The sequence below is a fragment of the Sutcliffiella halmapala genome, assembly GCF_050107295.1.
In the GTDB taxonomy this organism is placed as follows: Bacteria; Bacillota; Bacilli; order Bacillales; family Bacillaceae_I; genus Sutcliffiella_A; species Sutcliffiella_A halmapala_A.
In genome coordinates this window covers 109,002-129,986 of the sequence record NZ_JBNIKR010000010.1, presented here as the reverse complement: position 1 = coordinate 129,986, position 20,985 = coordinate 109,002, and the positions used below count along the sequence as shown (strand labels likewise).

The window sequence follows — 20,985 nt, the reverse complement described above, 5'->3', positions numbered from 1 at the left end:
TTATACAAGTTTTCTAAACATTGTGCATTCATTATTTTAACAACAATTTTACAAAATACTGATTTTTCAACTATTATCATTACAAAAATAGTTCTTTAGACCTATAAAAAATAAGTAAATCTTGTGCGTTTTATTGCAATTTCTTTACAAACATTTCATTAATTTTACAATGTGTTTTTACATCTTATCTCTTTTATAGTCTCTTTAAATTTGTCATATTCTATTCATTTCTTTACAATACAATTTAGCAACTTAATTAGGAGGAATTATGAATAAGACATTAAAATCCGCCGCCATCTACTTTTTGGTTCTTTTGTCATTAACCTTATGTGCAGGATATTTCTATTATGGTACTTTCTCTTTACTTGTATTTATTAATTCTTCGTTTTTCTTTTCGGGAATCACCCTTTTTTTTTCATTGCTCATCCTAGTCACTCAAAAAGGTTTTTTTGATGGAATTTCTTATGGATTTAGAAAAATCTTTGCTACTAAACAGGCTGATAAGCAAATGGAAGTAGACCTTGCAACCGAGATGAGAAATCCATCCGAGTTACTTGATCCTATTAACATTTTTCCGATGGCTATCGGTGCTTCTACTCTTTTTGCTTGTATGCTTTTAAGCTTATTTGTCTTTTATAATAGTTGATATTTACCAGTAACTAAGCTATAATAAAGTACAATTTATTACAAAATGCAATGAAAAAGAGTAGTACTGATCAGGTTAGTTTTTAGAGAGTTTGTGGATGGTGGGAACAAACAACTAACGTTCAGGAATGGACTTTCGAGCATCTAGCTGAAAAGAAATGAGTAGGCGAAGACGTCACCTTACGTTACAGGGTCAAGTGATTTCTGCAATTTCTTGCATGAAATAATAAGGGTGGTACCACGGTCCATTCGTCCCTTTTTTGGGGATGAATGGGCCTTTTTGTATGGATTTTTAACTAATTTAATATTGGAGGAGTCAATATGAAGACAATTTTTTCCGGCATACAGCCGAGCGGCAACGTTACATTAGGAAATTACATCGGGGCAATGAAGCAATTCATTGAATTACAGGATGAATATAACAGTTATTTCTGCATTGTAGATCAGCATGCGATCACAGTTCATCAAGATCCGACCGAACTTAGAAAAAGCATTCGAAAACTCGCTGCCCTGTATGTTGCGATTGGACTTGATCCAGAGAAAGCGACATTATTCATCCAATCGGAAGTCCCTGCACATGCACAATTGGGCTGGATGATGCAATGTGTTGCATACATCGGTGAGTTGGAGCGCATGACTCAATTCAAGGATAAATCCGCTGGTAAAGAGGCTGTAACTGCAGGTCTACTAACATATCCACCATTGATGGCAGCGGATATTCTACTCTATAACACGGACCTTGTGCCTGTAGGGGAGGATCAGAAGCAGCATCTTGAATTGACTCGTGACCTTGCTGAAAGGTTCAATAAGAAGTACCGTGAAATTTTAACCATTCCTGAAGTGAAAATCCCTAAAGTCGGCGCTCGCATCATGTCATTAACAGAGCCAACAAGAAAAATGAGCAAATCAGACCCTAACCAAAAATCATTCATTTCCTTGCTTGATACACCAAAACAAATGGAAAAGAAGATTAAGAGTGCAGTGACGGATTCTGAAGGAATTGTAAAATTTGATAAGGAAAACAAACCAGGTGTTTCCAACCTCTTATCCATTTATTCTATCCTTGGTAATAAATCCATCGAGGAACTGGAAACTTATTATGAAGGAAAAGGATATGGCGAGTTCAAGGGTGACCTTGCTGAAGTGGTAGTAAACGCATTGGAGCCAATTCAAACAAGGTACTATGACTTAATAGAATCCGATAAATTGGATATCATCCTTGATGAAGGTGCGGAGAGAGCAAACCGTGTCGCCATGAAAACTTTAGCAAAAATAGAAAATGCAATGGGATTAGGTAGAAAGAAAAGAAGATAAACAAAAAGAGTAGGAGGTGATCATGCACCTTCTACTCTTTTTTTATTCCCTCGGAAACAATTAATTCACTTTTGGGTGCTGCTCCAGTTCCCACAGCTTTTCAAAGAATGGTTGTCCTTTTACTAATGATTCACAGAACAGCTGATGCTTCAAGGACCATCCATCCCTGGTCTCTTCAAATAATTGTGTCCAGACTTCTTCAAATGACATTCTTTGAATCTCCCGATAGTGCAATGGATTCCACTCTGTATACCAGTAGCGGACTTCCGCAACATTGCTCGTCGACCTTAACTGATCAAGCGCCATAAATAACAACTGTTTTAATTGTCTTTCCTTGCGGGTCAAACCGTTCATAATTTCCGGTGATGGCGATAAAATATGATAGTCCTTCTCTGTTTTGGTGCTAGTCGAGAAGGCAAACACTGAATAATCGTGGCTTTCCACCATGTCATATACTAATTGTTCCTGTCTAGGAATCAATCTGCTTTTTCTGATCGGAATGTTATATCCGATTGTGTCCACAGCTAAAATCCCTTTGCCATCTGTTACAACAAAACAATAATCTAACTGAATCCGCTCATGATTTTTCCTGATATAGCTTTTTTGAAAAATCTCTTCTAGTAAAGATGGAGGCAGTTCTTGGAGGTCGTTTTCAATGTAGTTGAATAGAACAGACTCTACTTTTAGTAATGGAACCTGATCTAATAGCTCCACACTATCGTCTTTTCTCCATTCGTGAAAATGGCAAACATTATATCCGTTTTCTTCTCCTTCAAACCAATTTACCCATACGTCATGAAGATACAACATATCATACCCCTCACTTCACATCTACTCTTTATTTATCAAACAGTATGGGCAGAGAGGTGCAAAATTATTCCATATAAGCCATTTATTTTTCCATTTCAGTCTTTTTCTCTGAATGTAGGCCTGTTCTTTTGCAACGCAAAGAGTGTCCAGGTTACAGTTCCTATTCCCGCTGGAAGCAGATAGCATTCTGGACGTAAAAGTATAAACTGAAGAAACTCCATTATACTGCTGCCTGTGGCAAATAGATTCAAATAGGCCAGAATACTGATCCCTCCGGAAACTGCCATACCAAAACCACATAAAAAGAAAAAGCCTCTTATCATCATCCGTCACTCATTGAAAAATCGTCATATTTCATTTTAAACGAACTCCTTGTCCATTCTTGTACTACTAGTTTATGTTTGGGTATAGGGATGATGACACTTTCCTATTAAAACAGGCGAATCATTCCGATATTTTGCAAAAAAAAAGAAAAGTCAAGAGTTCATCTTGACTTTTCTTTATTCGTTAATCCTTGGATCGAGCGCATCACGAAGGCCGTCACCGATAAAGTTGAAGCTCAATACTGTCAATAAAATCGCTAAACCTGGGAATAACGGATACCACCAGTGCTTAAGCATGATCGTAAAGTTCTGTGCATCCTGTAGCATGTTCCCCCAACTTGGTGTTGGTGGCTGAATACCCAATCCTAAATAACTCAATGCAGACTCTGCAAGAATAACACCACCAACCGCGAGTGTTGCAGATACGATAATTGGGCCTAGTGCATTCGGCAGAATATGTGCAAAGATGATTTTGTAGCTTCGAGTACCAATTGTTTTGGAAGCCAGAACAAATTCCCGGGATCTTAGTGACAGGAATTCTCCACGTACTAGTCTAGCTGTACTTGTCCAGCCAGTCAAAGCAAAGATCATGATCAATTTATCGATACCTGGATCAAAGATCGTTACAAGCGTGATCAGCAGGAAAAGGGATGGAATGGATAGGATTATATCTACTAGTCTCATAAGGATAGAATCGATTAATCCTCCAAAATAACCTGCAACAGCACCAACAACTGTTCCGATGGAAATTGCACCTATAACAGATGCAAAACCTACTAATAATGAAATTCTTGCACCATAAAGCATTCTCGCGAATACGTCACGACCAAAGCGATCGGTACCCAGCCAATGCTCACCACCAGGTGACTGCAGCTTGTTCAGCAAATTCTGTTCCTCATACGAATGTGCTGTAAGCCATGGTGCGAATAGTGCACCGAACATGATGATACCTAAAATAACAGCTCCAATGACAGCCAATTTATTCTTCATAAACTTGCGGAACATGATTTTCGTCAATGTGTCCGGTTTAGCTTTTAAATTGGGGTCTAACGATAAGTTTGTATTGTTTTGAGGCGATGTTTGAGTTTGCATCGATGTTCCCCCTCCTAGTATTCGATTCTCGGGTCAAAGACTGCGTAGAGAATATCTGCAATCAGGTTGCCGATAACTACTAAGACCGCTGAAATTACTGTTAAGGCCATGATGACAGGATAATCACGTTGGAAGGCGGATTCGATAAATAACAAACCAATTCCAGGCCAGTTGAAAATTCTTTCTGTAATTGCTGCCCCACCAATAAACGAAGGAAGCATAAGTCCAAAAATCGTGATAACAGGAATTAACCCGTTTCTTAATCCATGCTTGTACACAACTTTCTGCTCTTTAAGACCTTTTGCACGTGCTGTACGCATGTAGTCCTGGCTTAATACCTCAATCATACTGGAACGAGTATAACGGGTAAGACCAGCCATATCCGCACTGGCAAGTACAAATGCCGGCATGATCAAGTGCTTGATACGGTCCATGATGCTGAAGTCGGCATTCAAAGTAGCAACGCCACCTGTTGGCAGCCATCCTAATTGAACAGCAAATACCATGATAAGGATCAGACCTACCCAGAAGTTTGGAGTAGCCAACCCGATGAAGGATGTGACAGTGACTCCATAGTCTGTTAATGAATATCGTTTTCTAGCGGATATTACTCCAAATGGTACTGCGATAATCACTGCCAGAACAGTGGAAACAATCATCAGCAGCAATGTGTTAGGTAGTCGGTTCATAATCATTTCACTTACAGGGACACCACGTTTGATCAAGGATGTTCCGAAATCACCCTGGGCCATGTTGGTTACCCATTTGATGTACTGTTCATGTACTGGATCATTCAATCCATAACGCTCTTCAAACTTTGCCAAATCCTCTTTACTTATATTTGGGTCCATCATCAGGGAAGATGGGCCGCCTGGTGCCATCTGGATAATGGCGAAGGATAATATCGTGATACCGATAAGCAAGGGAATAGCCATTAAAGAACGGCGGATAATGTATGAGATCATAGCTGATTCTCCTTTTCTGTCTTTACTTTAAGCGGAGTTAAACGTGTCAGGGATTATATGATTATCAGAGATATCCATCCGGCAAACTCTGATATTACTGTCAAATTCATGAAAAGAGGAAAGGGATTGCTCCCTCCCCTCCAATACTACCTGTAACTATTAGTTAGCAGGTTTTAGCCACCATTCATTGATCTTGTAGAAGTCAGACTTCGCGTGGAAAGTATAACCTTCTAAGTTAGCAGGCATCGCACGGTGTACGTTTGGATAGTACAAGAACGTGTATGGTTGCTCCTCAGCGATAATGTTGTTAACTTCAACGATATAGCCTTTACGCTCTTCTTGATCCATAGTGCTTAAGTTTTTGTCCATAAGCTCATCAGCTTCTGGGTTAGAGTAGTTGATGAAGTTCAATCCTTCTTCAATTTCTTTAGAGTGGAAGATACCAGATGGATCTGGATCAGTTCCTAAGCTCCATCCAAGGATGATAGCGTCGAATTTCCATGCAGGAGGGTTAACATCCGCTAAGAATGCAGACCATTCCATGATGTTTGGCTTAACTTCGATTCCAACTTCTTTCAATTGTTGTTGAACAACAACCGCGATATCTTCACGAACTTTGTTACCTTGGTTCGTTTTTAATTCAAATGAGAATTTTTGTCCGTCTTTTTCAAGGATTCCGTCAGAACCAGCTTTCCATCCAGCAGCAGCTAGCATTTCTTTAGCTTTTTCAGGATCGTACTCGAATTTAGGCGTTTCGGAATCATCATATGCCCAGCTAAGTGGAGACTCAGGGAAGTGAGCTACTTCTCCGTCACCGTTCATTACAGAAGATACGATAGTTTCTCTGTCGATTGCATGAGTTAAAGCTTGACGTACAGACACGTCTTGGAATAATGGGTTACGTAGGTTGTATCCTAAGTAAGTGTAAGAAAGAGCAAGACCTGATTCGATCTTCAATTTCCCTTGACCTTCCCATTCTTTAACTGTTTCTAGGTCAGTAGAAGGAACAGTTGTGAATTGAACATCACCAGTGCTTAATTGAGTTAACAATTGGTCACCGTCAGTTACGATTTTGTAAGTAAGTGTATCAAGGTAAGGACGACCTAAGTAGTAGTCATCAAACGCTTCAACCTTTACATATTGTCCATCAACCCACTCAACAAATTTGAATGGACCAGAACCGATAGGAGCTCTGTTGAACTCATGCTCACCCATTTCAGCAACAGGAACGTCACCAAGGATGTGCTGTGGTAAGATACCATAGCTTAAAGTGATGTGGAAATCAGGAGCTACAGCGCTTAAAGTGAACTTAACTGTTAGATCGTCAACGATTTCAACGGATTCGATCTTTTCGAAAGAGCTTGCACGAGGACCATCATAGTCTTCGCTTAAAGGAATTTCGAATGTGAACTTAACGTCTTCAGCTGTTACAGCTTCACCGTCATGGAATTTCAAATCATCTCTTAACTTGATTGTGTGAACTAGACCATCTTCAGAAGGCTCCCAGCTCGCAGCCATTGCTAATTCAGGTTCAAATTCAGTGTTTCCGCCAACTAGAGAATCGTAAACGAAACCTTCGATAGCAGAAGATGCAGTATCTGCAGAGTAAAGAGTGTTGAATAGAGTAGGGTTACCAGAAGATCCGATTACAAGGTCTCCACCTGCTACAGGCTCGTCACTTGCTGGCTCTTCCTCTTTATCCCCAGAATTGTTGTTGTTGTTTGCTGCTGCATTGTTATTGTTGTTTGTCGCATTGTTAGTTCCAGTGTTATTGGAAGAACAAGCAGCCAAGAACAATGAAAGCACCAATGTTAAAGCGATAAGTAATAATGACTTTTGCTTCACGTTTAACTCCCCCTTGAAATTTTTAAATGTTCTGAAAATGAAAGGTAAAGAATGTTAGCCTATCTTGATTATCTCCCCCTTTCAATGGGTATATATTTGATAACCTGTCACCTATTCGTATAGGTGACAAGCAACAAAATGATTTGGTTTTACTTCTTTGAATTCAGGAATGATCTGTTTGCAGGATTCCATTGCTGCCGGGCAGCGTGTATGGAAGACACAGCCTGTCGGCGGATTTGCCGGACTTGGTAGCTCACCCTTCAATACGATGCGCTCTCGCTTCACCTGACCTTTGCGACGTGTGGAAGGTACAGCTGATAGCAAGGCTTGTGTATATGGATGCAACGGCTCGTTGTACAAGTCGTTTTTGCTTGCAAGCTCCATCATTTTCCCTAGATACATAACCCCAACCCTATCACTAATATGTCGAACGACACTCAAGTCATGGGAGATGAATATGTAGGATAATCCCATTTCCTTTTGCAGATCCTGCATAAGGTTGATGATCTGGGCTTGTATTGAAACATCCAATGCTGATACTGCTTCATCTGCAATGATCAGTTCCGGGTTCAACGCCAATGCTCTTGCAATCCCGATACGCTGACGCTGTCCACCCGAGAATTCATGTGGATATCGGTTGATATAAGAAGGATCAAGTCCTACTTTTTCAAGCAGTTCCTGTACTTTCTCTTCTCGCTCTTTCTTAGTGAAAAGATTATGCGTGTTGTAAGGTTCTTTTAAAATCGAGCGTAGTGTTTTCCTTGGATTCAGCGTTGCGAATGGATCTTGGAAAACCATCTGGATATCACGTCTTACCGTCTTTCTTAGCTCGCTCTCACTCATTTTCGCAATGTCGCGGCCCTTGAAGATTATTTCCCCTTCAGTAGGTTCATAAAGGCGGATAAGTGTTCGTCCGGCAGTGGATTTACCACAGCCCGATTCGCCTACGATACCAAGCGTTTCGCCTTTTTTAATGAACAGGTTGATGTCATCCACCGCTTTTACGTTTCCAACGTTTCGCTGCAGCAAGCCTGCTTTGATCGGAAAGTACTTCTTAAGGCCTCTTACTTCAAGAAGGTAGTCGGAAGAGCTGTCTGTCTGTAATGTATTGGTATTTTGCGCATCTGTTGAAATCATGCTTATGCCTCCTTCCCTTCATACAAGAAGCATCGTACTGAACGATTCCCTTCTTTCTTTTCAAGCGTCGGCACTTCATTGAAGCAGCGGTCAAACGCTTGTGGGCAACGTGGTGCAAAACGGCAGCCTGGCGGCAGATTCGTCGGTGGTGGAACATTCCCTTGAATGGACTCAAGCCTTGAAATATCCGCCTCGATACTTGGGATCGAATTCATCAATCCTACTGTATATGGGTGCAAAGGTTCATCGAACAGGTCATCTACGGAAGCTTCCTCTACTACCTGACCGCAATACATAACTACGACTCTATCAGCTATTTCTGACACAACACCAAGGTCATGTGTTATCAATAGGATACTAGTATCGAATTTATGGCTAAGGTCTTTCATGAGGTCAAGGATCTGCGCTTGGATTGTTACATCCAAAGCTGTTGTAGGCTCGTCTGCAATGAGCAGCTTTGGATTACAGCTCATCGCCATTGCGACCATTACCCTTTGTCTCATCCCACCGGAAAGTCGATGCGGATAATCATTTATAATTTGCGCCGCTCTTGAGAATCCAACGAGTTCAAGCATTTCAATCGCTTTCTTCACTGCAGCTGTTTTAGACATTTTTTGATGAAGCATTAATACTTCGGTAATCTGTTCCCCGATAGTCAGTACGGGATTCAGGGAAGTCATCGGTTCCTGGAAAATCATTGAAATTTCATTTCCGCGTACCTTACAGAGCTGACTCTCGGTAAGCTTTGTTAGATCTTTTCCATCAAACAATATTTCTCCGCCTACTATCTTTCCTCCTGGGCTTGGTACCAGGCCCATAATAGATAGGGAGGTAATCGATTTACCTGATCCGGATTCACCAACCAGTGCGACAGTCTCTCCTTTCTTAATGGAGATATCTACACCGTCAACTGCTGGAATAGCTTGCTTTTTTCTAAAAAAGTGAGTCTGTAGGTTTCTCACTTCCAATAAAGCTGACATTTAGCCTTCACCATCCTTTTCTCTTTCGATGCATGGTCTGTTGATGCTACAGTAATCTACTTTGTAAATTCATTGTTAAAAATATTCGGTTAATTTTTAACGCAAATATTACAAAATTATTAAACTAACAATCTTTTGCCTGATATATTGAATCTTTTTTGTAGGCTTTCCATGCTATTTATTACAGGATTGCTTCAATATTAGCTTGATATTATTCTGTAAAAACTAAATTATCGGAAAATAATTATCGTCTGTTTGTATATTATTACAGTTTCGTTACAGAATCAAGCTAATTTTGAAAATTAACTAAAAATTTTTTTAATTGGGACTAATAACAATCTTCTACAAAAACTGATTATATACAAAAAAATGCAAAAAAACTAGCTTTTTTTGCTAGTTTTTTAATATTTTTGATATTTTTACACTATTCCTCAAAGAATTATATCTCTAATAGTTTTCGAACATCAGAGAGACTGTTCTTCATCACGGTTGGGTAGGTCCATTTTTTTTCATCCAATAGTCGCTGGATCAAGTAATATCCTACACAATATCCAACCATTTTGGGATAGAACCCTTTTCCATATAAAATTTTCATGTGCTCTCTTTCTTTTTTTATCAGATCTTTATTAGGCACTATATATCTCTCCAAGAAATTATTCAGTTCTTTATCCGAATAGTACTTCGTCCAATTTGCTGTATATCTGTCTCCCAAACTGTATTTTACTGCACTCTCCGCTAATCCCTCTATTAATACCGAATCCACCAGGGTATAGTGATCATCCTTTTTCCGATTGTTGGCCAATACGCAGATATGGTTATATTCATGTGTAAAAAGGGCCTTGAGTTCATTGTGTTCAATATCCTGTGGAAGAAACAGAAAAAGCTTATCCTTGAAGGCTACTCCTGATTTTCCTTTAAAGTCCCTTTTTATCTGGGGATTAAGTTCATCAGAGGGAAAAATGAAGATTGGTATGTCCGGACCATTCCACATTTTCTTCAATCGCTTCCATTCTTTTAGTACTACATTCCAGCAATCAAGCTGGATCAGCTTCTCCACTGTTTCTTTTCCATTTTCGACTGGTCTGTACATTCCATGCATGATCAGATATTCGTATAGTTCTCGTTCTGTAACATCCTCAAAGTATTTCAAAAGTTTTTTGGAAATGTTCAAGGGTTGATGGTAATCTTCTTCCAACCATCGATCCGTATGAATTATGCTCATTTTCTACAGCCCTTTTCTTCACTTTTTCCCATTGTATGTTTGGGAGGGGAATTTGGTGAGATGGTGAAGGACTATTCCAACCTGCCTTCATTTAAACAAAAAGAAAGCACCAGACCTGATTTGGGGTCTGGTGCTTCCAATATATTGATTAGTTTTCGTATTTCTTGAATACTATCGTAGCGTTATGTCCGCCAAAGCCCAGTGAGTTACTCATTGCTGCCTTGACCTCTTTGTTGCGTGCTTCGTTTGGAACATAGTCCAGATCGCATTCAGGGTCCGGTGTTTCAAGGTTGATGGTTGGAGGGATGATGGAGTTCTCGATCGCTTTGATCGTGAAAATCGCTTCCACTCCACCTGCCGCTCCAAGCAGATGGCCAGTCATGGATTTAGTGGAGCTTATTGCAACGTTCTTCGCATGCTCTCCCATTACTTCCTTGATCGCCAATGTTTCAAATTTATCATTGTATTCGGTACTTGTACCGTGGGCATTGATGTAGTCGATTTCTTCAGGCTTGAGACCTGCATCGTTTATAGCCATTCTCATCGCACGGACGCCGCCTTCTCCGCCTGGAGCTGGTGCTGTAATGTGGTGAGCGTCACCAGTTGCCCCATATCCTACGATTTCTGCATATATCCGGGCGCCTCGTGCAAGGGCATGCTCGAGATCTTCAAGTACCAGGATTCCTGCTCCCTCTCCCATTACAAAGCCGTCACGATTTAAATCGAATGGTCTGCTTGCTGTTTTCGGATCAGGATTTAAGGAGAGCGCCTTTGCGGAACTGAAGCCGGCAAAAGACATTTCTGTCAAGGGAGCCTCTGTCCCACCGGAAATCATCACATCCGCATCCCCACGCTGAATTACCTTAAATGCATCACCTATGGAATTTGTACCTGTCGCACAAGCTGTTACCGTACATGAGTTTACACCCTTTGCGCCTAAGGCAATGGATATCTGGCCTGTAGCCATGTCAGGAATCATCATCGGGACAAAGAATGGACTGACGCGGCGTGCGCCTTTTTCCAAGAATGTCTTATACTGCTGTTCGAATGTCTCCATACCACCTATCCCTGAACCAACCCATACGCCGACCCTAGGTGCGATTTCTTCCGTTATCGTCAAGTTTGCATCCTTTACTGCCATGAGGGAAGCCGCAATGGCGTATTGTGTAAAACGGTCCATTTTGCGCGCTTCTTTTTTATCCATATAATCTTCAGGCTGGAAGTCAGTGATTTCCGCAGCGACCTTCGCAGGGAATTTTTCGCTGTCCACACGTGTTAATGGTCCTACCCCTGAAACACCCTTGATTGCATTTTCCCAAGCCTCATTAACATCTTTTCCTATTGGTGTCACCGCACCAAGACCTGTTACTACTACTCTTCTTTTTTGCATTAGAATATACTCCTTCCAACATCATGTCCAATTATGTTCATTATCTTCCCCATCTGATTGCAATGGCACCCCACGTCAATCCTCCACCAAATCCTACCATAACTATCAGGTCGTCGTCTTTGATTTTACCGTTTTCCAGCTCTTCCACAATGGAAATCGGGATGGATGCAGCAGAAGTGTTGCCGTATTTATTAATCGTCATTGACATTTTTTCTTCCGGCAGCCCCAGACGTTCCCTGGCCGCCTCCATGATTCGGATGTTTGCTTGGTGAGGAATGAGGAAATCGACATCCTCTCTCGTCAACCCGGCCTTCTCTAATACATTTACAGATGATTCCCCCATTTGGCGGACAGCAAATTTAAATACCTCACGGCCGTTCATGATGATGGTTTCATCCTGGTAAAGATGTTTCGCACCTGTTCCATCTGCGCCAAGTTCAAACGAGAGGATACCTCTACCTTCGGATACTGGCGAAATGACCGCTGCTCCGGCTCCATCCCCGAAAAGCACTGCTGTGTTGCGATCTTCCCAGTCCACGATTTTGGATAGCTTTTCCACACCTACCACCAATACATTTTTATAGGTTCCAGCTTCCACAAATTGTTTGGCTGTAATGATGCCATACATGAATCCTGCACAAGCAGCGCTGATATCAAATGCGTTGGCTTTTTTTGCACCAAGCCTCTCCTGGATCATACATGCAACTGAAGGGAAGGGGTTATCCGGCGTCACTGTTGCCACGATAATCATTTCCACTTCTTCTGCGGTTATTCCTGCATCCTTCAGCGCTTTTTCAGCAGCGAAAAAAGCCATATCGGAAGTATCCACTTCATCACTTGCTATTCTTCTTTCCTCTATTCCTGTTCTCGTTTTTATCCATTCGTCCGTTGTATCTACCATCTTTTCCAAATCAGCATTTGTCAGTACCTTTTCAGGTACATATCTTCCGATTCCAACTATCCCTGCATTCATTGATATAACACCTAACTCTCTTTTATTATGGCTAAAAATACTGTGATGGTGCGTCCACTCATGCTCCACACAAAAAAAGGACGTTTTTATTATCAATTATTATGACTTGGTACTAATTTTAACTTATAATTGGCTTCTTGACAATATATACTTGTCCCATTTTCACTTCCCAACCGTGTAACAAGGCAAATGCCCAAGCTTTTTTTTAGGGGATGCATACACTATTTTGACAACCCAGAAAGGTAATGAGGTGACTAAAATGAGTGAGGATCAGGCTTACAAAGAAAAGGAGCATGTGGATGCCGACCCTTTTACAAGATTGATGTTCGGTCAACCCAGAAAAAGTGAAAAGCCGGCAGAGCAACCCGAAGAAAGCAATCAGAAGAAATTCGGTGAAGACTATTACGCGTTGATTGAGCAGGTCGACTCCATCATGGAATCGGTCAATAAATTAAAACCGATGCTTAAAGAGTTTTCCCCAATCATCGATTACTTTAAGAAGAAATAAAAAAAGGATGCCCTAAATTTCATCTTAGGGCATCCCTTCTTATTATTCGATATCTAAAGCATTCTCTTTTCCAAGCTCATAAGCATCGTCCATCACTTTTGTAAGCAAGGATATTAACGGTTGGATGTGCTGGGGTTCAAGTGTCAGTCCTGTTTCATCCAGCATCTGTTTGGCTTCGGGTAAATATTTCATGGCGATTGCCATGTATTGCATCGTTCTATCCTGTTCCATTTATTCTTTCCCACTTTCTGTCTGATTAGGTAATAAGCCTGTTTCATTATAATTCGTGATATGCTCCAGTATGTCCTCTTGATACTCCTCGCTGACAAGTGGACTGAAAGTGCCCAGGGAAATGACGCCATCTTCAAAGTCGAAATAGCTGTTGCCCGGCTCGAGCTCCCCAGCCAGAAAACGCTTTGCCACCAATTCATATAGGGCGGGGACGTGCTGAACGGTACTTGTCAATACAGTATTCTCCCCTAAATCCGATTGATCGGATACAAATCCAATGGCAAAAAGCCCTCTATCCTTTAATGTGTTGATAACGGGAACATTGAATCCGTCACCGGCAGGATAGACAATGTCCACACCACTAGCCAGCATTTTTTCAAGCTTGGAATTGGCCAGTTCTGGATCATTCCAGTCCTGTGTATATTCTATGTAGACCGTTGCATCCGGATTTTCATAAAGGACACCTTCAAAAAAACCGTTTACTTCCGGCTGCCATTCAAAAGCTGCAATGATTCCTATATTATTGGATTGCGACATCTTTCCAGCAACCATACCACCGAAAAATCCCATTGCATTTGCTTTGAAATTCAGACTTGTAACATTATCCCCACTTACATCTGAATTAAAACAAACAAAGTGAATGTCTGGATACTCGTCCCCTATTTCACTGAAAACTTTTGCATATTCACTGCCATGACCGAATATGAGATTGATTCCTTCATTATCAAACTTTTTTACTGCTTTGATGATTTCCTCTTCCTTATGTATTCCTTCTTCATAGAAGACATCCACACCAAATTCCGACTGTATCCTTAAAAGGCCTTTATACCCCTTGGTTCCCCACACTTGATCATCAATGGAGTCAGGTACGAGTAGTCCCACCTTCTGAAGCTTTGTTTCGGTATCAGGTTGTCCACATGCAGATAAAAAGAGAAAAACAAGAAGAATGAACCATATCGGCTTTTTCATGATGAAGCACCACCTTAGTTCCCGGAAAAAACTCCCATGTACTTGCTGATTTTTAATACTCTTATATTGTACCTCTCGGGATGCGAAAGGAAAAGTTAAATTTCAGTTAATTGTTATGCATTCCTTTAAGGACTATCGATTTTCAGTCTCTTGGCTGCATGATTCCTCTGGATTGCCAATGCTTCTGTAATATTTAACGAAGCTTCCACATAGATTACCTCTGCCCCCTTATACCATTCATCATCTGGCTTTACTTCTGTATCCTTAAGGGAAATATCTAATTCATGAGCAAGAAGCTCCAAGGCTTTTTTGTCTTTATTAGCCAAGCGGACAGTTCGGTTCTGCGTGTCATTTTCTTTTTCAGCAAGACTTATCAGCACTTCTGTAATATCTTCAACAAAGAGAATATCCTGGTTTTCCATTTCCAGTTTGTCGCTTGTTGGCTTTCCTGTCAATTCATCCAATATTTTTCTTTGAATCGGTTCCTTATCCGGCTGCCACGGACCAAACAAAGCAGGATGAACCACCAATGTTGGTTGCAAGTCCTCCAGATGCTTTTGCAGGAGTTTCCCTCTTTGGGCCACGTTGTGGGGAGCAACTAAGTACACCTTTCGCGATAGATTTGACAAATAGGTGAACTTCTCGAGATATTCCCTTTCGTACAGGTCCTCAGCCTCTAGAAAAAAATAGGCAGCATCAAATTTCTCACTGCCATTTAAGTGACCCTTATTTACTTTACCTTGAAAATGAAAGAAGGCATTCCGACCAATTTCCATCAGTTTATCTTCCTCAAGGTCAAACTTCTTTTCTTGAAGTTCCATCCCGTACACTTCCACTTCTCTACTTATCAGCTTCTTACATAGTGAGAAGCCGACAAAACTTGTGGCCCCAGCGACTATTGCATTTTTCATCATGCTTCACTCCAACCAATGTTTAATACTGTATCGTATGCATTTGACCATAATAATAGTCCCTATCAATGGATAATCGGATAGGGACTTTCTATAAATGCTGTTCAAATTTTTTGAAGAATTGGCAAATGGAACCTCCATATGCATAACGCTTTTCCACCAGATGATAGGTGACTGTAATCGGAAACCCGCTTTTTTGTCTGAGTTCTTCGTATCTTTTACAATGAAGGTTTGGGTCATAGCTGATATTGGTGGTTGTTTGCCAAATTTTCACTGGCAGTGAAATCAGCAGTTGCTCCAATGCCGGGAAGTCAGTAAAGTTCTTGAGCTCATCCACAGAAATATCGTATGCCATGGCCAGCTCCTTTTGCAGCTTTTTATAAAAGAACTTCCTATCCTTTTCCTGTTCCATTTGGGCGCTGAGATTAATGCAAGGATTGATAAGTGCGATCGATCGGATCTGCTCTTTCAAGATTCCCGCCAATTGAAGTCCAGTCAGCGCTCCCATTCCTTCAGCCAGAATATGAATCTTATCATTCAAAATTTCCTGCTTTTGAATAATATGATACAGCTGCCTTGCAAGCAGGACGGATCTCGAACTTCCCCAGTGCATCCCATATAAATTGGAGTAGAAAACGGTATATCCAGCTCTTACAATCTCATCTATGATGCGTTTTCTTCCGATATGCTGGATCCATAGGCTGTTATGATCATCAACGAAGTGATTTGTATCACCGATTATCAATACACCAAAGCCATTTGGTTTTTCCGGCACATGAACGGCATTCCATTGTCCGCCCATTTGAAAAAAGCGTTGATTTTCTTCCATATTCCTCACCCTGCCTCCGGATTACAAACTTGTATAGAATATGCTATGTAAAAGAATCCTGCTCTGTTAAAGGCAAAAGGCTTAATTTTACTAAAAAGCACTATTAAACACCGCTATTGATTTCCGCACTAGGCACAGCGACCCAAGGGGCTTGCGAGAGCCTCCTCGGCTGCGCCTGTGGGGTCTCCTCTAAACGCTACCTCCCGCAGGACAAGGAAGGCTGCGGCAGCAATACATCGCACGAAGAAAATGCTCGCATTTTCGAGGAGTCTTCGCCTATTGCTCCAATCAACAGCTAGATTCTTAATAATCAACAATCTTCTTTTACAGAGACAAAAAAGAAATGCATTCTCACAAACACAATTGGGAGAAACGGCATGAACCTAAAAATAAAAAGGGAAAGATTAGCTTGATCTTCCCTTTTTCATTCAGACCCATATTGAAGCTCTTGCTTAAGCCTATGCAAGGTTTCTATTCCTAGCTCAGTCAAATTGCTCTGTTCCTGGGATAGGAGCATTTCAAGCTCCTGCATCTTTTCTTCACTATTCATAAATATTCAACCCCTTTTTTTACAAGCTTAAACATTTTACATTTATTATATGCGCTGGTTGTGGTAAAATATCCGATGGATACACAAAAGCTTGGCACCTGGCTTCTTAAGGTGTTGAACAAACATATTTAATGCTTTATCTATCAAAAGAGAATGGAGGGGAAGTCAAGATGCGAGTATTCTGGACTGTTTTCTGGTCACTTCTTCTGATAAACATGCTTTCATATGTTGTTGCAAACATGGTAGGTGATACATATAATTACATGTTAGCTTCAACTGTTGCTATCGTCTTTTCCGTAATTGTTATGTTAATTGGGGAAGCGCTGCCAAACGAGCCTGTTGAAAAACACTGATAATCACGATTGAAAAAGAACTTGGCCTTCTGGGACAAGTTCTTTTTTCTTTTTTTTTTAGAAAAATGTACACATTAAAATGTAGCCGTTCATTTCCGCTACGGACACTTGCTTTCCGCGTGGACGGATGGGAGCCCGCGGAAAGCGAATGCCTGGAACGAAGACCAACAGGGTGTTTAATGTTGACATCTTATCTTTAGCCTAGCCCTATCTTTAGAACAACAATCTTTCGAAAAGAGCCTATCTAAATTAATTATTTGCCGCGATTTCCAATTTTCCTGCTTGGAGGTCGATAATAATTTCTTGAAAATCCTGGATGGACCCTTTGATGATTTCTTTTGCAATCAGCGTTTCGATATGTTTCTGGATAAAACGCTTCAGCGGACGTGCACCGAATACTGGATCAAAGGCACGGTCAGCGATATGCCTTTTTGCTTCCTCGGTAATCTTAAGTTGAAGGTGCTTGCTTTCGAGCCTCTTTTGCAATTCATTGATCAGCTTTTCCACTATCAGCCCGATATCATTTTTGGATAGCGGGGAGAAGATGACGGTATCATCGATCCGGTTCAATAATTCCGGTCGGAAATGAGCCTTCAATTGCTGTAGCACCCTATCCTTCGTTTCTTCCGTAATCTCCCCCTCAAGAAGAAAATGCGACCCTATGTTGGAAGTCATAATGATGACAGTATTTTTAAAATCAACCGTTTTACCTTGGGAATCGGTTATCCTTCCTTCGTCCAAGAGCTGCAGAAGGATATTGAAAACATCAGGATGAGCCTTTTCTATTTCATCGAGCAGTACGACCGAATACGGTTTTCTCCTCACTGCTTCAGTCAGCTGGCCGCCTTCGTCATAGCCGACATATCCGGGAGGTGCCCCGATAAGCCTGGAAACAGCATGCTTTTCCATATACTCGGACATGTCCATCCGGATGATATGGCTCTCATCGTCAAACAAGGACTGTGCCAATGATTTTGCCAATTCGGTTTTCCCAACACCTGTCGGACCGAGAAAAATAAAGGAACCGATCGGACGGTTCGGGTCTTTAATCCCCGCCCTTGCACGAAGGACAGCTTCTGAAACAAGCTGTACCGCTTCTTCCTGGCCAACTACCCGTTCATGAAGAATATCCTCGAGCTTCAAGAGCTTTTCACGTTCTCCCTCCACTAGCTTCGTAACTGGGATTCCGGTCCATTTGGCCACTATCCCTGCTATTTCATCCTCTGTCACTTCTTCTCTAAGCAGGGAATGTGCCCCTTTTTCCGACTTCGCCTGTCCTTCAATCTGTATCAGTTCCTTTTCAAGAGCAGGTATCTTCCCGTGGCGGAGTTCTGCCGCTTTATTCAAGTCATAATTGCTTTCCGCCGCTTCCAGATCTCTTTTCGCCTTTTCCAATTCTTCACGCTTTTGCCTTACATGCTGAATGGCATCCTTCTCCTGCTGCCATTGCATTATCATTCCGGACGACCTTTCCTTCAAATTCGCCAACTCCTTTTGCAGAAGCTGCAGCCTATCCAAGCTCGCCTGGTCCTTTTCTTTTTTAAGAGCCGCCTCCTCGATCTCAAGCTGCATCACCTTTCTTGTCACTTCATCAAGTTCAGATGGCATTGAGTCGATTTCTGTCCGGATCATGGCACATGCTTCATCAACAAGATCAATGGCTTTATCCGGTAAAAAACGTTCGGAGATATAGCGGTCGGAAAGTACGGCAGCCGACACTATTGCCCGATCATGGATATTAACCCCGTGGTGGATTTCAAATCGCTCCTTAAGTCCCCGTAAAATCGATATAGTATCCTCTACAGTAGGCTCTTCCACAAGGACCTGCTGAAAACGGCGCTCCAATGCTGGATCCTTTTCAATGTATTGACGATGCTCATTCAATGTCGTGGCACCAATACAATGCAACTCTCCACGTGCAAGCATCGGCTTGAGCATATTCCCTGCATCCATGGCACCTTCCGTTTTTCCGGCTCCGACAATGGTATGGAGCTCATCAATGAACAGGAGGATTTTACCATCACTTTTTTTGATTTCCGAAAGCACCGCCTTCAATCTTTCCTCGAATTCCCCGCGGTACTTGGCTCCAGCGACCAAGGAACTCAAATCGAGAGAGAAAATCGTTTTATCCTTCAGACCATCTGGTACATCCCTTCTGACAATTCGTTGAGCCAAGCCTTCCACTATGGCTGTTTTCCCAACTCCAGGCTCACCGATCAGTACAGGATTGTTTTTGGTTTTTCTGGAAAGTATCCTGATGACCCTGCGAATTTCCTGATCGCGGCCTATAACCGGATCAAGCTTACCCGCTTTTACCTCCTCAATTAGATCTCTGCCATATTTCTTTAATGCCTCATATGTATTTTCCGGTTCTTGTGATGTCACTTTTTGGTTCCCCCTTATTTCTAAAATCACTTTCTCCAGCTCTGCTGCCGTAACTGAAAATTTTCTAGAGAGTTCCTGCCATTGTAAAGGGTGGATTGCTGGATCGAATAGCCCCAATAGGATATGTTCGACTGACAGATACTCATCCTGCCATTTTCCTTTCCACTCTTCCGCCTTCTGAAATACCTTTTGCAAGCTTTTACCTATATAAACGTCTGAGGTTCCGCTTATTTCAGGTCTGCTCTTCAATAGATTTTTTATTTCCGTTATTAACAAAGGAACATCTATGTTTAATTTTGAGAGAATTCTTTTCCCTAACCCATCTTCCTGTTGCAGCAAAGCAAGTAACACGTGCTCAGACTCCATTTGCTGGTGATTCATGCTTGTCGCCAAATCCTTTGCCTGGATAATCGCTTCCTGCAGTTTGGTCGTCATGCTTTGAATGTCCATTTTTCAACACCTACCCTCGGTTTGACCTTTTTTGACCTTTTTGTTTTTTATTATAATCCAAAAAACGCCACCTCTGCAAGAAAGGTGACGTTTTATCCTATGGTCTACGCTTTTTAGCCCACAGTCGGTTATGATTGGCAGTCTCTGGAAAAGTATCCCCCGCTTTAAGATTGATTTTCTGCGGGTTTTTCACCATACTTCCCGTTTCGCCTATTTCCAAGTATATTCCATTGTTCGGCGCTTTCTGTCCAGGTCTGAATTGATGATTTTGTCCCATTCCGATTCCCTCCTATAAAAAGAGCCATGTCTATTCACTTCAGGTAAATGGGGTTACATGAGATAACCTATCTCGTTTCTATTTTTCCCAAAGTCCAGATTTTCATGTCATCAATCCATTTAGAGGGGGAGGGATTTTAGGCGATGGTCAGGACTTCATATTCCGCTGCCAGTTCAATAAAATGAGACATTCCACTGATTTCCCCACTTATTAACTGCGCTTCCACCTTGTAGTGGTCGACACATGTTTTACATGCATAGACAGGAACACCAGATTCATGGATCTCCTTTAAATGTACGGAAACAAGGGATTGCTCCGTAAGGGTATACACCCCTGTATTCATCAGAAAAATGGCTTCCGGCTTTTCATCTCTTTGTTTAATAAGGGTGAAAAAAGTTTCGAGAACGCCTTCCCCAAGGGGCTCGTCCCCTTTGCCCAACTGATTGGAACTGACTAGGATTACTTTGTTTTTCATGCTTGATCCTCCCTCTCCAATTTTTTATGTAGATTAATCAGTCACATTCAAAGCGATTTTCGCAAGACGTGACATTCTCTCTTTGCCCCAAGGCGGATTAAAGGTGATGTTTACATCCACTTCATTGACTTCTTCCATTGGTGATAGCTTATTTTTTACTTGTTCAACAATTTCACCTGCAAGGGGACATCCGATGGAGGTTAGAGTCATCGTTATCAATACATTTTGCTGTTCATCCATTTCTACATCATAGACAAGTCCCAAATTGACGATGTCTACGCCAAGCTCAGGATCTTCCACTTCTTCCAGCGCTTCCATAATTTTATCTTTCAATTGTTCGTTCATCAAAAA

Annotated in this window: 23 protein-coding genes and 1 other annotated feature; of the genes, 4 read left to right on the top strand and 19 right to left on the bottom strand. The window is 41.5% G+C overall.

The genetic code is table 11. From position 1 onward, the window contains the following. Positions 1–268: 268 nt before the first annotated feature. Positions 269–646, top strand: coding sequence for a DUF3899 domain-containing protein (locus ACQCT5_RS16815; protein WP_499643341.1), 378 nt, complete (start codon positions 269–271; stop codon positions 644–646). 41 nt (positions 647–687) lie between these two features. Further along, positions 688–905, top strand: a binding site (T-box leader). Between the two features lie 61 nt (positions 906–966). Further along, positions 967–1,959, top strand: coding sequence for a tryptophan--tRNA ligase (trpS, locus tag ACQCT5_RS16810; RefSeq protein WP_499643339.1), 993 nt, complete (start codon positions 967–969; stop codon positions 1,957–1,959). Positions 1,960–2,019: 60 nt separating this feature from the next. Here the strand turns inward: trpS and ACQCT5_RS16805 are convergent, their stop codons facing one another. The 10 genes from ACQCT5_RS16805 to ACQCT5_RS16760 all read right to left on the bottom strand — a co-directional run bounded on the left by ACQCT5_RS16805 (position 2,020) and on the right by ACQCT5_RS16760 (position 12,696). Further along, positions 2,020–2,769, bottom strand: coding sequence for a YjbA family protein (locus tag ACQCT5_RS16805; RefSeq protein WP_499643337.1), 750 nt, complete (start codon positions 2,767–2,769; stop codon positions 2,020–2,022). 95 nt (positions 2,770–2,864) lie between these two features. Next, positions 2,865–3,092 carry a YuzI family membrane protein gene (locus tag ACQCT5_RS16800; protein ID WP_499643466.1) on the bottom strand — a complete coding sequence of 76 codons (228 nt, stop codon included), beginning with the start codon at positions 3,090–3,092 and terminating at the stop codon, positions 2,865–2,867. Positions 3,093–3,269: 177 nt separating this feature from the next. Next, on the bottom strand, positions 3,270–4,184 hold the full coding sequence (opp4C, locus tag ACQCT5_RS16795) for an oligopeptide ABC transporter permease (RefSeq protein WP_499643335.1): 915 nt from the start codon (positions 4,182–4,184) through the stop codon (positions 3,270–3,272). A 14-nt stretch (positions 4,185–4,198) separates the two neighbouring features. Beyond that, on the bottom strand, positions 4,199–5,149 hold the full coding sequence (locus ACQCT5_RS16790) for an ABC transporter permease (RefSeq protein WP_499643333.1): 951 nt from the start codon (positions 5,147–5,149) through the stop codon (positions 4,199–4,201). 159 nt (positions 5,150–5,308) lie between these two features. Next, a complete protein-coding gene (locus tag ACQCT5_RS16785) occupies positions 5,309–6,994 on the bottom strand; it encodes a peptide-binding protein (RefSeq protein WP_499643331.1) in 1,686 nt (561 codons plus the stop codon). Positions 6,995–7,105: 111 nt separating this feature from the next. Further along, positions 7,106–8,131 (bottom strand): ABC transporter ATP-binding protein, encoded by a 1,026-nt coding sequence (locus tag ACQCT5_RS16780; protein WP_499643329.1) that lies wholly within the window; start codon positions 8,129–8,131, stop codon positions 7,106–7,108. 2 nt (positions 8,132–8,133) lie between these two features. Further along, complete coding sequence (locus tag ACQCT5_RS16775) at positions 8,134–9,111, bottom strand: ABC transporter ATP-binding protein (protein WP_499643327.1); 978 nt, start codon at positions 9,109–9,111, stop codon at positions 8,134–8,136. Between the two features lie 439 nt (positions 9,112–9,550). Next, positions 9,551–10,333: a DUF2268 domain-containing putative Zn-dependent protease gene (locus tag ACQCT5_RS16770; protein ID WP_499643325.1), complete on the bottom strand. Its 783-nt coding sequence runs from the start codon at positions 10,331–10,333 to the stop codon at positions 9,551–9,553. A 148-nt stretch (positions 10,334–10,481) separates the two neighbouring features. Then, positions 10,482–11,723, bottom strand: coding sequence for a beta-ketoacyl-ACP synthase II (fabF, locus tag ACQCT5_RS16765; protein ID WP_499643323.1), 1,242 nt, complete (start codon positions 11,721–11,723; stop codon positions 10,482–10,484). A 40-nt stretch (positions 11,724–11,763) separates the two neighbouring features. Further along, entirely contained in the window at positions 11,764–12,696 is a 933-nt protein-coding gene (locus ACQCT5_RS16760) for a beta-ketoacyl-ACP synthase III (RefSeq protein ID WP_499643321.1), read from the bottom strand. A 259-nt stretch (positions 12,697–12,955) separates the two neighbouring features. On the opposite strand from ACQCT5_RS16760, the gene ACQCT5_RS16755 reads away from it, so the two are divergent. Continuing rightward, on the top strand, positions 12,956–13,204 hold the full coding sequence (locus ACQCT5_RS16755) for a hypothetical protein (protein WP_499643319.1): 249 nt from the start codon (positions 12,956–12,958) through the stop codon (positions 13,202–13,204). Between the two features lie 42 nt (positions 13,205–13,246). On the opposite strand, the gene ACQCT5_RS16750 is transcribed toward ACQCT5_RS16755, so the two are convergent. The 5 genes from ACQCT5_RS16750 to ACQCT5_RS16730 all read right to left on the bottom strand — a co-directional run bounded on the left by ACQCT5_RS16750 (position 13,247) and on the right by ACQCT5_RS16730 (position 16,694). Further along, positions 13,247–13,435, bottom strand: coding sequence for a ComZ family protein (locus ACQCT5_RS16750; protein ID WP_499643317.1), 189 nt, complete (start codon positions 13,433–13,435; stop codon positions 13,247–13,249). Continuing rightward, positions 13,436–14,404: a BMP family ABC transporter substrate-binding protein gene (locus ACQCT5_RS16745; protein ID WP_499643315.1), complete on the bottom strand. Its 969-nt coding sequence runs from the start codon at positions 14,402–14,404 to the stop codon at positions 13,436–13,438. A gap of 125 nt (positions 14,405–14,529) precedes the next feature. Next, positions 14,530–15,318: a hypothetical protein gene (locus ACQCT5_RS16740; protein ID WP_499643313.1), complete on the bottom strand. Its 789-nt coding sequence runs from the start codon at positions 15,316–15,318 to the stop codon at positions 14,530–14,532. An 88-nt stretch (positions 15,319–15,406) separates the two neighbouring features. Next, positions 15,407–16,144 (bottom strand): alpha/beta fold hydrolase, encoded by a 738-nt coding sequence (locus ACQCT5_RS16735; RefSeq protein WP_499643311.1) that lies wholly within the window; start codon positions 16,142–16,144, stop codon positions 15,407–15,409. A gap of 424 nt (positions 16,145–16,568) precedes the next feature. Next, positions 16,569–16,694, bottom strand: a complete 126-nt coding sequence (locus ACQCT5_RS16730) for a hypothetical protein (protein ID WP_386641598.1) — start codon at positions 16,692–16,694, stop codon at positions 16,569–16,571. A gap of 170 nt (positions 16,695–16,864) precedes the next feature. Here ACQCT5_RS16730 and ACQCT5_RS16725 point away from each other — a divergent pair, with 170 nt between their 5' ends. Then, on the top strand, positions 16,865–17,047 hold the full coding sequence (locus ACQCT5_RS16725) for a YjzD family protein (protein WP_204416588.1): 183 nt from the start codon (positions 16,865–16,867) through the stop codon (positions 17,045–17,047). A gap of 249 nt (positions 17,048–17,296) precedes the next feature. On the opposite strand, the gene clpB is transcribed toward ACQCT5_RS16725, so the two are convergent. From clpB to ACQCT5_RS16705, 4 genes are all read right to left on the bottom strand, one after another. Then, entirely contained in the window at positions 17,297–19,882 is a 2,586-nt protein-coding gene (clpB, locus tag ACQCT5_RS16720; RefSeq protein ID WP_499643308.1) for an ATP-dependent chaperone ClpB, read from the bottom strand. Positions 19,883–19,979: 97 nt separating this feature from the next. After that, complete coding sequence (locus ACQCT5_RS16715; protein ID WP_386641589.1) at positions 19,980–20,159, bottom strand: YjzC family protein; 180 nt, start codon at positions 20,157–20,159, stop codon at positions 19,980–19,982. Positions 20,160–20,295: 136 nt separating this feature from the next. Continuing rightward, positions 20,296–20,634, bottom strand: a complete 339-nt coding sequence (locus ACQCT5_RS16710) for a DsrE family protein (RefSeq protein ID WP_499643305.1) — start codon at positions 20,632–20,634, stop codon at positions 20,296–20,298. Positions 20,635–20,667: 33 nt separating this feature from the next. Next, complete coding sequence (locus ACQCT5_RS16705; protein ID WP_499643303.1) at positions 20,668–20,979, bottom strand: metal-sulfur cluster assembly factor; 312 nt, start codon at positions 20,977–20,979, stop codon at positions 20,668–20,670. Positions 20,980–20,985: the final 6 nt, after the last annotated feature.